The organism is Streptomyces calvus (genome assembly GCF_006782915.1).
Classification (GTDB): domain Bacteria; phylum Actinomycetota; class Actinomycetes; order Streptomycetales; family Streptomycetaceae; genus Streptomyces; species Streptomyces calvus.
Genome location: NZ_VCNP01000018.1, coordinates 14,540 through 28,794, shown reverse-complemented (window position 1 = coordinate 28,794; position 14,255 = coordinate 14,540). Strand labels below are relative to the sequence as shown.

Annotated in this window: 10 protein-coding genes and 1 pseudogene; 1 reads left to right on the top strand and 10 read right to left on the bottom strand. The window is 65.8% G+C overall.

What is annotated here, in order from left to right:
- Positions 1–10: 10 nt before the first annotated feature.
- Positions 11–304 (bottom strand): hypothetical protein, encoded by a 294-nt coding sequence (locus tag FGW31_RS35575; RefSeq protein WP_233452448.1) that lies wholly within the window; start codon positions 302–304, stop codon positions 11–13.
- A gap of 164 nt (positions 305–468) precedes the next feature.
- Between FGW31_RS35575 and FGW31_RS08735 the strand changes: the two are divergent.
- Positions 469–788 (top strand): annotated as a pseudogene (locus FGW31_RS08735) (RHS repeat-associated core domain-containing protein); the annotation flags it as partial.
- 553 nt (positions 789–1,341) lie between these two features.
- Here FGW31_RS08735 and FGW31_RS08730 read toward each other — a convergent pair.
- The 9 genes from FGW31_RS08730 to eccCa all read right to left on the bottom strand — a co-directional run bounded on the left by FGW31_RS08730 (position 1,342) and on the right by eccCa (position 14,149).
- Entirely contained in the window at positions 1,342–1,581 is a 240-nt protein-coding gene (locus FGW31_RS08730) for a hypothetical protein (protein WP_142192808.1), read from the bottom strand.
- A gap of 883 nt (positions 1,582–2,464) precedes the next feature.
- On the bottom strand, positions 2,465–3,070 hold the full coding sequence (locus FGW31_RS08725) for a hypothetical protein (protein WP_142192807.1): 606 nt from the start codon (positions 3,068–3,070) through the stop codon (positions 2,465–2,467).
- A 90-nt stretch (positions 3,071–3,160) separates the two neighbouring features.
- Positions 3,161–3,838, bottom strand: a complete 678-nt coding sequence (locus tag FGW31_RS08720; protein ID WP_142192806.1) for a hypothetical protein — start codon at positions 3,836–3,838, stop codon at positions 3,161–3,163.
- On the bottom strand, positions 3,835–6,090 hold the full coding sequence (locus FGW31_RS08715; protein ID WP_142192805.1) for a hypothetical protein: 2,256 nt from the start codon (positions 6,088–6,090) through the stop codon (positions 3,835–3,837). The genes FGW31_RS08720 and FGW31_RS08715 overlap by 4 nt, the downstream gene beginning before the upstream one ends.
- A 9-nt stretch (positions 6,091–6,099) precedes the next feature.
- Positions 6,100–6,531, bottom strand: a complete 432-nt coding sequence (locus FGW31_RS08710) for a hypothetical protein (RefSeq protein ID WP_142192804.1) — start codon at positions 6,529–6,531, stop codon at positions 6,100–6,102.
- A 52-nt stretch (positions 6,532–6,583) separates the two neighbouring features.
- Positions 6,584–7,978: a type VII secretion-associated serine protease mycosin gene (gene mycP, locus FGW31_RS08705; RefSeq protein WP_142192803.1), complete on the bottom strand. Its 1,395-nt coding sequence runs from the start codon at positions 7,976–7,978 to the stop codon at positions 6,584–6,586.
- 33 nt (positions 7,979–8,011) lie between these two features.
- Entirely contained in the window at positions 8,012–9,571 is a 1,560-nt protein-coding gene (locus FGW31_RS08700; RefSeq protein ID WP_142192802.1) for a hypothetical protein, read from the bottom strand.
- Entirely contained in the window at positions 9,571–10,077 is a 507-nt protein-coding gene (locus FGW31_RS08695) for a hypothetical protein (protein ID WP_142192801.1), read from the bottom strand. The genes FGW31_RS08700 and FGW31_RS08695 overlap by 1 nt, the downstream gene beginning before the upstream one ends.
- 109 nt (positions 10,078–10,186) lie before the next feature.
- Positions 10,187–14,149 carry a type VII secretion protein EccCa gene (gene eccCa / locus FGW31_RS08690; protein WP_142192800.1) on the bottom strand — a complete coding sequence of 1,321 codons (3,963 nt, stop codon included), beginning with the start codon at positions 14,147–14,149 and terminating at the stop codon, positions 10,187–10,189.
- Positions 14,150–14,255: the final 106 nt, after the last annotated feature.

Below are 14,255 nucleotides of genomic sequence, written 5' to 3'. Positions count from 1 at the left end.
AAGGTGATCGTCACCTCGTACGTCCGCGCCGTGACATACGGATCGGATTGGCGCCGCTACGCAGGTGCGTGATGAACGCTTCGCCGTCCGCTGGAGTCCATTGCCACGGGTACAGCCCCGTGAACACCTCGAACCGGTTGATCAGACGCAGCCGCGGTTCGATCGTCGAAGCCTTCAGGAACCGGGCTTGTTGCTGCCGGGCCCAGCCCTCCTTCATCGCCGTGAATACCGCTGCTTCCGGGGCCAGGTGTACGACGTTCGGAGCGAGGAGGAGACGCGCCGAACCGGGTGCCTCAGTGACCATGGCGACTGTTGCATCAAACGCATCAATGTTGCGTCTATCGCTACCGTTCTGGTCACGGCTCCGCTGTGACGCCGACATGGCAAGGGAGTTGGGGGAATGATCAGCGGAAACGGCGATTCCGGCGAACCGCAGGATGTTGCATCAACTGCAATTCATCGCGTTTCCGCTTCTTCGCCATCGTCACGGACCTGGTCGGCACCCCCACCGAACTCATCGACGACCAGGGCAACACCGCCTGGCGCACCCGCAGCACCCTGTGGGAGCAACAACCTGGCCGGCCGACAGCACGACCTACACCCCTCTCCGCTTTCCCGGCCAGTACTACGACCCCGAAACGGGCCTCCACTACAACTACTTCCGCCACTACGACCCGGAAACGGCGCGGTAACTGACGCCGGATCCACTGGGCCTGGCACCCGCACCGAATCCGACTACGTATGTCGTCAACCCGCAAACTTGGGGTGATCCGCTGGGGTTGGCGCCAGACTACTCGGAGGATTCGAAACGGCAGCCAACGGGCGGAGACGTTCCAGGGGACCCTCGCGGCTACACGAAACCCGACATTGGGCGGTATGACTCCTCCTGGTCAACATATGGCAGAGCTATCGCGGCAGCGCGTGACCGTGTCGGGGATCTTGCGCCGGACTCAATGAAAATGTTCGACTACAATCCACGACTCGGAGAGGGGACGGGCACTCTCATCGGTGAACAAACCGCCGACAAACCGCGAGGCTGGCGAATAGATGGTGCGGATGGCCATGTAAATTACTGGGACTGGCGTACAGGAAAGAAGGGCAAGGGAGGGACGTACGGTCACGACTGGTTCCCTGAAAATCCAGAAACACCGGGCTCACGGTACATAGGCTGGGCCCCTTGGCAGGACAATAACGGCAACATAATCGAGGGGAATTAGGATGCCGTCGGGCCTCGAAAACACATTGACCTCAATCGGTTCCTGCGGAAGTCGCACAGCGTTTACCGATTTCTTGACGGCTGTTGGTGGCTCGCTTGCAGGCCTTGAGCGTGAAATGCGGTCCTCAGGAAGATGCGTGGACGTCTCCGACTTGCATGTCGATGAGCTTCGCGATCGCATGGGAACGATAAGCCCTGATGTTGGTCAGGAAGTATTGGCGGTTTGGCCGTTCGACCATGTTGCTGCCACTGTGAGATACCGCGACTTGCTGGAACGAATCGATGACCTGTGGTATCCAGGCACGGATGATCTTGTGATCATTGACGATGGTCAAGATGCACGACGCGCCATTCTCCTGGATCACGAGGAGAGATTGTTTGCGGCGCTCTTAATCCTCGATCTCCCATCGTAGATGGAGAGCCTGGTGAAGTGCCCGAGTGGTGACGGGAATGGCGGCGGAGTAGACGTACCGTAGGGAGGCAAAACTCGCCTAGCAGTCAACGGAAACCACACCCCAGACGTCAGACACAACACGTCACCGGCCTCGCGGCACCTTCCCGGAAAGAGTCGTCACGACTTTTGGACTTGCTTCAATTGCGTGCTCGGTTGGCTATCGAGGGGGGTACTTGACGTCTGTGTTGATGGGCGTCACGGTCCGGGCATGTGTGGAAGGGCATATCCGGATCAAAGGGATGGTCGAACGGTACGACGGATGCGCCGTAGCGAATCGACAGGCTTTCTCCGGACGGTGCTCCAGTCTTCACTACCTGGCACAGTTCGGAGTTGCTGAAGGTCGGTACCTCCTCGGTGGAGGGTTTCGATGACCGTGCCTGCTTGTGGAACAAGGACTTGGCGCTCTCCAAGGCATCGGAGTCGGGTGAAACACCCGTTTCCCCAACAGTGTTTTTCCTCACCCACTCGACTCCGGCTTCACCGAGCAACTTCTCACACGTCGACTCTCTGACAGTCTCTTGCTTGCCGTCGTTATCGGTGCTGCAAGCCCCTGCACCGAACAAAACAATAAGAGGAAGGAAGGATGGATACCGCAGTCTTACGCATGTTCACCAGCCCTGCATGTGTTCTGTGTCCGTATGCTCTCCGCCATTGTTGTACGTCCTCTGGCCCTACTGACCAGGTCTCGTACTTCAGTGGCGTTGCGCTGTCCATCCTTACCGTCGAACGTTGCTCGGGAAGTGACTGAAATAGCCGACGGAGAGCAGTTCAGGTTCCGCGACATGTAATGCATGTTATTTCGCCAGGCGAGGTGGTTCTGACGGCGCGACGAAGTCCTCCCGACATCCAGTCTGCAATTGGGCTTCGAAGAACATGCGACTGGCCAAGTGGGCGAGGTCCTGTTGCTGCTTGTCGGTCTTTTCCTCAGCTGCCGATCCACCGGCGCGAACGAGTATGGACAGGTACGGGCTGTTCATACCGGACGTATGGCTCGACCCTGCAGACTGCGGCTTGCACTCGACATATACAGCTGCCTGTCGACCCCAAACCACCGCTTCGGTGCCCACATCGAAGTGGGAGGCATCAGCATTATCGACCGTCTTCAACTGTGATCGCCATTCATCGATGGATCCGTCCTTCAATTCGGCAGTCATCGTGACGGATGCGTCATCGGTGGAGTTCACGCAGGTGAGCAGCAGCGAACTGTCGGTTGCTTCTCGGGACCAGTCCGATGTGAAGGAGGAATCCGGTGAAATGAGCCGTTCCAGAGGCTCGACGTTCGCTGAGAAGATGCCTTCGTTGCACGTCTCCGAAGCCCTCAATTCTCGCGTGTCGTCTTTGAACGCAGTGGCCCACACGCCCCATCCGACACCCATGACAACCAATGCGCCGGCTGACATGATGACCAGCCGTCGAGGCCCACCCGTTCTCGTCACCCGATTCTCCCGTTTGCCCGATTTCGCGTCACGCCTTGTGGCTATTCGGGTGCCTCATTTGGCTATTGAGGTGGGCACTTTCGGGGTGTTCTGGCACTGGAACACGCGGACCACCGCTCGGGCCGAGTGCAGCAAGTGCTTCAGGTGGGCGTCAGCACTTTCTTTCTCGGTGAGGGAGTCTGTCATGGAGCCTTCGAGCGGTACCTCATCCTTCTGTGCCGGCAACGCGCCCTCGACCTGGCATCTGACGTAAACGTAGTACTTCGACTTGCCCTTTGAGTCCTTCCCGTGAACCAGTTTGACGTCTGTGTTGACGGGCGTCACGGTCCGGGCAGGTGCGGAAGGCATATCTTGGTCAAAGGGATGGTCGAACGGTACAACGGACGCGCCATATCGAATCGACAGGCTCGCCCCGGAGGATGATTGAGTCTTCACTACACGGCACAGTTCCGAATTGCTGAAGTTCGGCAACTCCTCGGTTGAGGATGCCCACGACCGCGCCTGCTTGTGGAACAAGGACCTGGCGTTTTCCAACGTATCGGAGTCGGCTGACACACCCGTCTCTCCGGCAGTGTTGTTCTTCACCCACTCGACACCGGATTTACCGAGCAACTTCTCACACGTCGATTCTCTTGCTGTCTCTTGCTTGCCGCCGTTATCGGTGCTGCAAGCCCCTGCGCCGAACAAGACAACAAGAGAAAGGAAGGATGCGGCAGTTTTACGCATGTTCACCAGCCTCGCACATCGTCCGTGTCCGTATACTGCCCGCCATCGTTGTACGTTCCTCTGGCCCTGCTGACGATGTCTCGCACTTCATTCGGGGACAATTTGTGTTCGGCGGCATAATTCAGGAGAGGGGTCATGGCGTTGCGCTGTCCGTCCTGCCGCGCCTTCTGAATACCCTCAAGAGCTTCTTGGTCGTTCTTGTACTCGTTCTCGTCGAGCCAGTCGATCGTTTGTGTCGCCATGTAGGTCTCGGCGGCGCCACCGGCCGTCTCGAACGCCAACGGGACAGCAATCGCAGCCGCCGCTGTCGTAGGGATAATGACCTGTGAGGCCACACCGACGATCAGCCCGACCGTGGCGCCGGCTGCAAACTTACGCCACTCTCCTTGTTTTTCGAGTTCTTTATTCCGTTCCTTCGCCTCGTTGGCGAATTCCTCTCCGATGCTCTCGGACCTCGCCTGATCGAGAAGGCCGTGCATCGTGATGCTGTGAAGGCCCGCGTCCAAAGCGTCATTACGATGGTCTCCATGTGCGGCCATCAGACTGGATCCATACGCCTGCTGAGCCACCGAGATGGTGTCGTAGGATTCCTTGTCGGATGCCAAGGCCCTCAGGAAATTGACGGAACCGGATTCACCAAAGTCTCGGAGATGCCTTTGGTCATGATTGAACAAGCCGTCCCTGTCGGCGAGTCCCCCGCTGTCACCCCAGTTGGCCATCGAGTAGTTCAGGCTGTCGATGTGACCTGCCGCGATATTGGCCAGGCTCTCTCGGATCCCCGGTTGCTTGTCGATGGCGTCGGCTGAGCTGTAAGCGTTCACGATCTTTTCGGCCAGAGCCGTACGTTCCTCCCGCGCCTCAATCTGCTCTTCGGTCTTCAGCGCGGGGATGCTGGGGCTCTCGTCGTCGTAGGCGTACCCGAGGGTGGCCGATTCGAGTGCGTGGCCCAGGTTGTCGGACCCCCACGGCTTCCCGTCGCCGTCCACCGGCCAATCCCGTGCGTCCTTGCCCTGGCCGACGAAGTAGTCCCAGTTGCTGAGCTTTTCGCCGTCCAGCTTCGTCGAGCGGTCAAAGAACTCCAGTGACGCCTTCGGATTGTGGCCGAGCGCCTCCATGAAGCCGGCCATCGGATCCGAGCCCGGGTCCTTGCCGTCCCAGTTCAGCTTGGGTGCCATCGCCAGCCCGGAGCCCCAGGCTTGCCCCGGTGAAATCCTTCCGTCCCCTGTCATGCGTCGCTCCGCGACGACGACAGCGTCACCGAAGTCCCGGAGGAACTTCGTTTCGTACGTGCCGTCGCGCATGAGGTTGCTCATCACCTGGAAGCCGTACGCCGATGTCCCCCGGGTCTGGATGACGTCGTCACCGGCCTTGACCATCTCCGACTTCCAACGCGTCATCTCCGCGCTGTCGGAGTGCGTCGCGGCGGCCAGTGTGAGGCTCCAGTTCTTCTGAAGCTCCTTGAGGTCCTTGGCGTGGTCCACTCCCAGCCTCGAACCCTCACTCGGGTCGCCCAAATCGGCCCAGTACTCGAGGTTGCCCTTGACTCCCACCTCAAGAGCGAAGCGTTCGGCGAAGTACTGGTCGCCCCTGTTGTCCTTGAAGTACTTGTTCAGGCGGGCGATCTCCTCGGGCGAGGCGTCGTCGCCCTTGGCGACGAGCCGGGCAGCCGCCCTGGCGTCCTGGGCATCCTGCGCCCGGCCCGCCTGTTTCAGCGAGTCATAGTCCGTGCCGGAGAAGTTGTGCTGATCCTTGCCCACCAAGGCGCGCAGAGCACGAGCAGCGATCTCGTCCGCCCCATTGGCTCTGTCCAGGGCTGCCTTGATGTCGCTCCGCGCCTTCTCGAAGTCCCCTTCAGAGGGTTCCGGTCCGGAGAAGTCCTTGCTGCGGCGTTCCGGATGGACCAGATAGCCGACGGTTCCGTCGGTGGAGATGTGCAGGCCCTTGCCGTGCGCGGCATCGACGACGTCCTGCAGAGCCTTTTTCGCTGCCTTGAACTCACCCAGTGCGTCGCGGAGGACGTTCCGGATGCTCTGCGCCTCCTTCGCGGCGTCTCCGAACTCCTTGGCGGTCTTCTTCACGAAAGGCAGTGTGATTCCGGCGTTCTCGCCCGCCCAGTCGGCCTTGCCGGCCCTCCGTAACAGGCCCTTGGCGGCCTGCTCCTCCAGCTTTTCCAGCTTCCTGACCGTCTCGGTCCAGTCGTCGACGGCGTCCTTGAGGCTGCCCAGGCGCGCATTGATTAGCTTCTCGAAGTCGAGCACGGCGCCGCCCTACTTGAAGTGCTTGGTGATCTGCTCGACGGACAGGTTGGTCACCAGGAGCTCCTCGTGCTTGGCGTGCGTCACGACGGTGTCCTCCAGGTGGTTGTGGATGTGGGCGCAGGCACTGAGGAGTGCCTCCGCTTGTGACCGCCAGGTGGCCCATGCGGCCCACATGGCCGCGCCGGTCCGGAAACCGTCCGCGTCCAGGCTGTTCGCAGCCGTGTCGGTGTTGGCCCCGGCATGGAACGCGCCTGCCTCCAGGCCGTGATACAGCTCCTGAGCCTCGTTCCCGACGGCCTTCAGGTCCGGAGACGTCACGGCGTAGTCACTACCGCCGGCTCCGCCACCCCCGGAAGCGGCGAGCTGGTTCAGTTGCATGGTGCTCTGCTGCCGCGCCAGAGCCTCGCTGCGGGCCTGGCCCCACATCTCGTCGAATGACACGTCGGTTCCTTCGCGCTGTCGCGGACGACTGGTCTTGCTGTGCGCGCGGCTGTCAGGGACGTCGGCCCTGATCCTGGCCGCTCCCGGGTGGCGGGGGCATGACGTGCCCCGGCGGTGGCCCGTAGGCCGGGGGCTGCTGAGGCGGGTGCCCGTAGGGGGAGTACGGCGGCGGGAGGGGCGGGGCCGCCGGCACCGGTGCCGAGCGTCGGCAGCGGGCGCGGAGCAAGGGTACGGCGACGGCGGCGGCGAGAACTGCCGCGGCGGCCACGCCCAGAGCGACCCACAACGGCTCGAGGCCACCGCTGTCCGTCGCGGCGGCGGACGCAGGCTTCGGGGCGGTGCCACGCTCCGCGTCCGCGGACGGTGCGCCCTCGGGGGACGGCGACGGTGACGCCGCTGCCGCCAGATCCGGCAGGGGGTACTCGTCCGCGGGGCCCGGGTCTCCTGGGTTCTTCAGCGCGATGCGCGGACGGACAATGCCGTAGCCGACGAAGTCGGTTCGTTCTGCACCGCTCTTGGCCTTCCCGGCGGTGTTCAGCATGACCCGGAGTACCTGGTGGTTGGTCCAGTCTGGATGTCGGGCCCAGATGAGTGCGGCCGAGGCCGAGGCCAGCGCTGTCGAGGCACTGGTGCCGCTTCCTGTGCAGACTTGAGTACCTTCGAGGCAGGCGTTGATGATGTCTTCACCGGGGGCAGTGATGTCAACCTGCGGACCGCTCTGAGATGTCTCCAGGACCTGGCCGTTCTTGTCTGCCGCCCCGACTCCTACCACGCCCGGCGTGGAAGCTGGGTACTCCGCAAAATTCGACTTGTTGCCGCTGTTGCCGACGGCAGCGAAGATCAGCTTCCCCTTCGCGATGGCGTAGCGGACCGCCGAGGCGAGTTCCGGTGTGCCGACGTTCTTTCTGCCTGGTGCATTGGAACTGCCCATGGAGATGTTGATGATCTGGGCGTCGGTGTCCGCCGCATAGCGAATCGCCCTCGTCAGAACGCGCGAGTACTCGGCCTTGTTGTCGACTTGGCCGTAGTTCTCCGTGGCGTAACGCATGCGGATGGGGAGGATCTTGGCGGCTGGAGCAAGGCCGTAGGAGCCGTGCTGGGGGCCTCGTGCGCCTGTGGCTGCGATCAGCGCCGCCATGGACGTTCCGTGCCCGTCGATGTCGGTGTGCTCGTCACCACGCTGTTCGGAATAGTCCTTACCGTCGCGAACGCGGCCCTTCAGGTCGGCAAGGGAGTCGTCGACGCCCGAGTCGATGACTGCGACGGTGACGCCCTCTCCCTTGCTGATCTTCCACATCTCCTCGGCGTGCATGGCGCCGAGGTGCCATTGCATGTCACGTACCGACTCGGCGTGGGCGGGTGTCGCGGCAACGCCGACGAGCAGCAGGCCGAGAGCAGCCGATGCCACGGAGAGAGGCCGACACGTTCGCTTGTCCCTGCTGCGCATGCGCCTTCCTGAGTGCTGACGAGGTCCGGGGTGTCAGTCGACGACCGGGGGAACCGCACGAGGGTTTCTGCGGGCCCAGGTCTCTTCCTCTTCCGCTAGATAGTCCGGTCGCTGACTCGGCTCCTGCCGGTTGTCCCTGCGCGGAACCTGCTGATGGGGTACGTGGGTCCCGCCGCCGGTACGACCGGCCACTGCGCCATGCGCCGGGTCGCCGACACCGGGCGGGCGTACCAGACCGGCGCCGCCAGGCGTGAATGGCCGCGACCCGGTGCGACCCGGCTGTGCCGGCCGGTTGCCGAACACACCGCCTGTTTCCGATGCGAGGCGTCGCGTTGTGCCCGTACTGCTCTGCCCGGAGGGTGAGCCTGCGGCCGCCGGAGCACCCGGCGGGAGAACACGCCCCATCGGCCCGTGTCCCAGCGGTGTACGTCGTTCTCCGCCGATCACCGTTCCCTGAGGAATACCGGTTGACAGCCTGCCCCCACCGGGCGACACCGGACGACCCCCGATGATCCCGGTCTCACCAGGCGCACGAAAGCGGCCTCCGCCTGGAGTTCCCTGGCCCGGCATCAGAGACGGCCGAGTAGGCGACGGCAAATGCTGAGGGTCGAGTGGGCCTTGGGGATTCAACCGGCCCAGCGGACCGGCAGGGACGACATTCGGTTGCGGGGGGTGCACGGCGTCGGGACGCGAACCGGTGCCGGTCGGCGGCGTCGGCGCATTGGCGGAAGAGGGGGATCGAGTGTCCGCGATACCAGTCACGTTGTCGATCTCCATCGCGGCAGGGCGTGGCTGCTCCTTGCCAGGTGTCTGAAGGCCCTCGGAGGGGGTGATGGATGAACCCGTCGGTACCGAGGCGGGCGCGCCGGCACGCTCCTCGAACCCGCCGGTCGCGGAGGAAAACGTGGTCGCCGCCGAGGAAGCTCCGGGCAAAGGAACAGCGTGCTGGTCCGACTGCCGCCACTCCCTCTCGTCAAGGTGATCGGCCGGCGGCGCAAAAGTGGGCGGTGGCACGCTGTTCACCTGATACGCCGAGTACTCGTACGTCTGCGCCAGCTTCCGCAGCTGCTGCACGGCCTCCGCGCGCGCTGCCTCCATCCGCTGCTGCGCCGCCGCAGCGTCGGACTGGGCCGTCTGCGCCAGCTTGCGGGCATCGGGGTCGTTACGGGCATCGGGGGCCTGTGCCGCTGCCAGCGACTTCCGCGCGTTGGCGAGTTCCGCCTCGGCGCGAGTCGTTTCGGACGTGTCGGGCAACGCGGCCTTGGCCTCGGCGACCGCCTGCGCCACCGTCGCCATCCAGCGCGACGCCACCTCTGCGTACTCGCCCAGACGCAGCGTCGCCGCCGCGCTTTGCCCACCCCAGTCACGGAAGGCGTCGCCGCCCTCGCCCTGCCACTCCAGCCCTTTGACGTACGTCATGAGGTCGTCGCCGATCTTGGTGATCGTCGAGGAAGCCTTCGAGAGTTTGGCCGCGAGGTGGGACGCCCCCTCAGGGCTCGCCGAGTCGAGAAGCGCCGCCAGTTGCTCGTGGGTCATGGACTCGAAGTCCGTACGGGCCGGCTTCGGCGTTCCGCGGCGCGTCTGCTCTCCCATCAGTAGGTCGCCCCCTTGTCGGATGTGGATCCGGGTGTGTCGGCGTTCTGGTTCGGCCGCTCCACATACGGATCCCGCTCCGCGACGTAATACTTCTCCGCCTCCGCGTTGACCGCCTTCATCCGCGCCTTGATGTCGGCGTCGAGGTTCTCGTAACCCACGCGGGACGCCTGTACCGCCAGGCCCATGCCCTCGATCTGGGCGCCGAGCGCCTTGGAGAGGTTCTCCAACTCGTCGTGCACGATGGCGTACGAGTCGTAGAGGAACTGTGCTTCCTTGAAGTCCGCGGAGCCCAACTGGGCGCGGGACAGGCGGTCCTGGCCGACCCTGTTCGGCGCTGCCTCGGACTCGTCCAGTTCGCGCAGCAGTTCGTCCACGCGCTTCTTGAAGCTCTTCATGGCGCCGTGCTGGACGTCCAGCGCCATCTGTGGGTTCACCCCGGACAGCGTGTCGAACGCCTTCCCCGTGTCCGGCGCACTCCCGGTACCGCCCCCGTTCGAACTCACCGCGGCCGCCTCCCCGTTCTCCCCATCTCCCCGCTGTCTCCCCGTACTTCCCCGTTGCACCGTCTCCGGCCCGCGTCGCGGGACGCCGGTCGGAGCTCAGTCGATCACCCTAATGCCGTTGCGGAAGCAGGCCCACCTGAATCAGCGGCGTTCCGCGCTTGCGCGAGACGAACACGCCACGTCCCGGCGGCATGGGCCGGGCGCGCACATTGCCGAGGATGTCGCCCTCGCTCGGGTCCCCCGAAAGGACCACGCCCTGGGCGCCCAGTTCCTTCAGGCGCTGCATGAACGACTCGAACATGGCGCGGGACGCGCCGGCGGAGCTGCGCGCGATGACGAACTTGACGCCCACGTCGCGCGCGAAGGGCAGGTGCTCCACCAGCTGGGACAGCGGGTTGCCGGAGTTGGTCGCGACCAGTTCGTGGTCGTCGACGATGATGAACAGCTGAGGGCCGCTCCACCAGCTGCGGTCCCGCAGCTGCTGCGGGGGGATGTCCGGCTTGGGCGCCCGCTTCTCCATGAACTGGCGTACGGCGTCCATGTGCACCTGCATGGCCGACGCCATGGGGGCGTACTCCAGCAGGTGGGTCTCCGGCACCGCCTCCAGCATGGTGCGCCGGTAGTCGCCCACCACGATCCGTGCCTCGGCGGGGGTGTAGCGCTCCGCGATCTGCTTGGCGATCAGACGCAGCAGATTGGTCTTGCCGGACTCGCTCTCCCCGAAGACGAGGAAGAAGGGGTCGGTGTCGAAGTCGATGAACACCGGCTCCAGGTTGGCCTCGTCGATGCCGATCGCGATGCCGTGCTGCGGGAACTCGAAGCCCTTGGGCAACTGGTCGGCGGGCAGCTTGCGGGGGAGGAGACGCACCGTGGGAGCCGGTGGACCCTGCCAGCTGTCCTTGACCGCCCGGACCAGCTGGGCCGTGGCGTCGGCCAGGTCGTCCGGGGTGGGGGACGAGTCGATCCGCGGCAGCGCCGTCATGAAGTGCAATTTGGCGGGAACCTGACCACGGCCCGGCACGCCCGTCGGCACGTTCAGGGCCACCTTGCGGTCGAACTCGGAGTCCATGGCGTCGCCGAGGCGCAGCTCCAGCCGGCCGAGGATCTGGTCCTTGAGCACCGCGCGCACCTCCATGTAGCGCGAGGCGGAAAGGACCACGTGGACGCCGTATCCCAGGCCCCGGGCGGCGATGTCGTTGACCACGCCCTCGAGGCCCTCGTAGTCGTTGCGGAAGCCGCCCCAGCCGTCGATGACGAGGAAGACGTCCCCCCACGGCTCGCCGGGCAGATCGCCCGCCGCGCGACGCCGGCGGTAGGTGGCGACGGAGTCGATGCCGTTGACGCGGAAGAAGTGCTCGCGGCGGTTGAGGATGCCGGCGACCTCGGCCACCGTGCGCCGCACCCGCTCCGGGTCGAGACGCGACGCAACACCGCCCACGTGCGGCAGGTCGGCGACCGCGGCGAGACCGCCGCCGCCGAAGTCGAGGCCGTAGAACTGCACTTCGTGCGGTGTGTGGGCCAGCGCGAACGCGGCGATCAGGGTGCGCAGCAGGGTCGACTTGCCCGACTGGGGGCCGCCGACCACCATCATGTGGCCCGCCGCTCCGGAGAAGTCCTGGTAGAGGATCTCCCGCTTCTGCTCGAACGGCTTGTCGATCAGGCCGAGCGGAATCGCCAGGCCGCCCGGCCGGCCGTACTCCGCCGGGTGCAGGCCGCGCTCGGCGGACACGGTCAGGGCGGGCAGCAGCTCGTTCAGCGCCGGTGCCCGGTCCAGCGGCGGCAGCCACACCTGGTGTGCGGGCGCGCCCTGACCCTCCAGCCGCTGCACGACGACGTCCAGCACGGTGTCCGCCAGGGCGTCGTCCTCCTCCCGCCGGCCGGGGGCGGGCGCCCGGTCCGGGTCCGGGGCCGCGTACACCACCGGTACGGGCGTGGCGGTGAACAGCGCGGGCCGCCGTTCCACGGGCAGCGCGCTGCGGCCGGGCTCGGGGCCGCCAGAGCGGTACGGGCCGGACACGTACGCGGCCTTGAACCGCACCATCTCGTCCGTGCCGAACTTCAGGTACCCCGAACCGGGGACGGACGGCAGGTGGTACGCGTCCGGCACGCCGAGCGCCGCGCGCGACTCGGCCGCCGAGAAGGTCCGCAGACCGATGCGGTACGACAGATAGGTGTCCAGACCGCGCAGCCGGCCCTCCTCGAGGCGCTGCGAGGCGAGCAGCAGATGCACACCCAGCGACCGGCCAATGCGCCCGATCTGGATGAACATGTCGATGAAGTCGGGCTTGGCGGTGAGGAGTTCGCTGAACTCGTCGATCACCAGGACGAGGGAGGCCAGCGGCTCCAGCGGCGCTCCGGCGGCACGCGCCTTCTCGTAGTCGTGGATGTTGGCGTAGTTGCCCGCGGCGCGCAGCAACTCCTGGCGGCGCTGCAGTTCGCCGCGGATCGCGTCACCCATGCGGTCGACCAGGGTGAGGTCGTCGGCGAGGTTGGTGATCACGGCGGCGACGTGCGGCAGCCGGGACATGCCGGCGAACGTCGCGCCGCCCTTGAAGTCCGCCAGGACGAAGTTCAGCGTCTCGGAGGAATGGGTGACGGCCAGACCCAGCACCAGGGTGCGCAGCAGCTCGGACTTGCCGGAGCCGGTGGCGCCCACGCACAGGCCGTGCGGGCCCATGCCGTCCTGCGCGGCCTCCTTGAGGTCCAGCATCACGGGCCGGCCGTCCTCGCCGACCCCGATCGGCACCCGGAGGCGCTCCGGTGTCGACCGCGGCCTCCAGGTCCGTCCGACGTCCACCGTCGCCGCGTCCCCGAGGCCGAGCAGTTCGGTGAAGTCCAGGTTGGCGAGGAGGGGTTCGTCGTCGTCCCCGCCGCCGAGGCGCAGCGGTGCGAGCTGCCGCGCCAGCGCTTCGGCGGCGGGCAGCGACAGCCCGTCGGGCTCACCCTCGTAGGCGACCCCGGCACCGGAGTCGAGCCACAGCCGCTGAGGGCGCACGACGATCGAGAGGTCCCCGCGGGGCTGGTCCAGCTCGCCGGACACGACCTCGACGACCGTCACCCCCTGCAGGCCCTCCGCGGCCGCGAAGACGCTGGTCGGGGGCACCATGCCGCCGTCGAGGACGATCAGGACGTGCGGTTGGTCCAGGAGCGGCTGCCCGTCCCGGCTGAAGCGCGGACGGCCCTCCAGCCGGTCCGCCAGCAGCTGTTCCAGCTCACCGAGGTCGTCCCCGAAGAGGCGGCGCGTGCCCGCACCGTCGAGGGAACCCGGCAGCTGGCAGTGCGGCAGCCACTTCGTCCAGTCCCAGCGGCCCACGGCGCCCGGCGCCGTCACCACGGCGAGCACCAGGTCCTCGGGGGAGTGCAACGTGGCAGCCTGGGCGACCAGTGCACGGGCGGCGGCCTGCGCGCTGTCCGGGTCGCCGGAGACCGTCAGGTGGTAGAAGGCGCGCAGCGACACGGCGACCGGCAGGCCCTCCAGCTGGGCGTGCACGGCCAGGAAGCGCTGCATGGCGCCCGCGCACAAAGGCTCGAGCTCGTCGACCGGAGCGGTGTGCGGGGCGACCAGCGGCGTGGCCAGCTGCTGCGGGCCCAGGCCGACCCGCACCTGCCCGAAGTCGGCGTCGGCGACGCGGCGTTCCCACACCCGGCTGCCCTCGGCGACCACCGCCCACAGCTGGTCCGGCGCGGGGTGCAGGTACAACTGCGCGTCGCGCTGACGGCGTGCCGTCGTGCGGATCCTGCGCCGGGTCTGCGCGAGATACCGCAGGTAGTCCCGGCGCACATCGGCCATTTGCCCCTGCGTACCCCGGCGATGCCGGACGATCTGGGCGACGACCATCGCGGCCGTAGACACCAGCATGACCACGCCCATGATCCGCATGAACGGATGGGCGTTGGGGGAGGCGAAGTAGAAGACCACCGACGAGCCCATGCCGAGTGTCGGCAGCACCTGCATCAGCATGCCCTCCTGCTGCCCGCGGGGCAGTTCCGGAGGTGGCTCCAATTGCAGTTCGTCCGACGGTACTTCGGGTGGCAGGGTGCGTGGTGGGCGCTTGATGACGAGCTGGCTCACCGAGGCCTCAATCCCCCTGTGCGGGCGATCGGTTGGCACACCGCACCCCCGTGGTGACGGTCGTCCCCCGCACTGTGGTGATCCTACGTGCCGTCACCGACAGTGC

Excerpts from the sequence above, each read along its gene's own strand:
- FGW31_RS35575 (WP_233452448.1), bottom strand. The coding sequence starts at position 304 with ATGGTCACTGAGGCACCCGGTTCGGCGCGTCTCCTCCTCGCTCCGAAC.
- FGW31_RS08725 (WP_142192807.1), bottom strand. The coding sequence starts at position 3,070 with ATGTCAGCCGGCGCATTGGTTGTCATGGGTGTCGGATGGGGCGTGTGG.
- mycP (WP_142192803.1), bottom strand. The coding sequence starts at position 7,978 with ATGCGCAGCAGGGACAAGCGAACGTGTCGGCCTCTCTCCGTGGCATCG.
- FGW31_RS08700 (WP_142192802.1), bottom strand. The coding sequence starts at position 9,571 with ATGGGAGAGCAGACGCGCCGCGGAACGCCGAAGCCGGCCCGTACGGAC.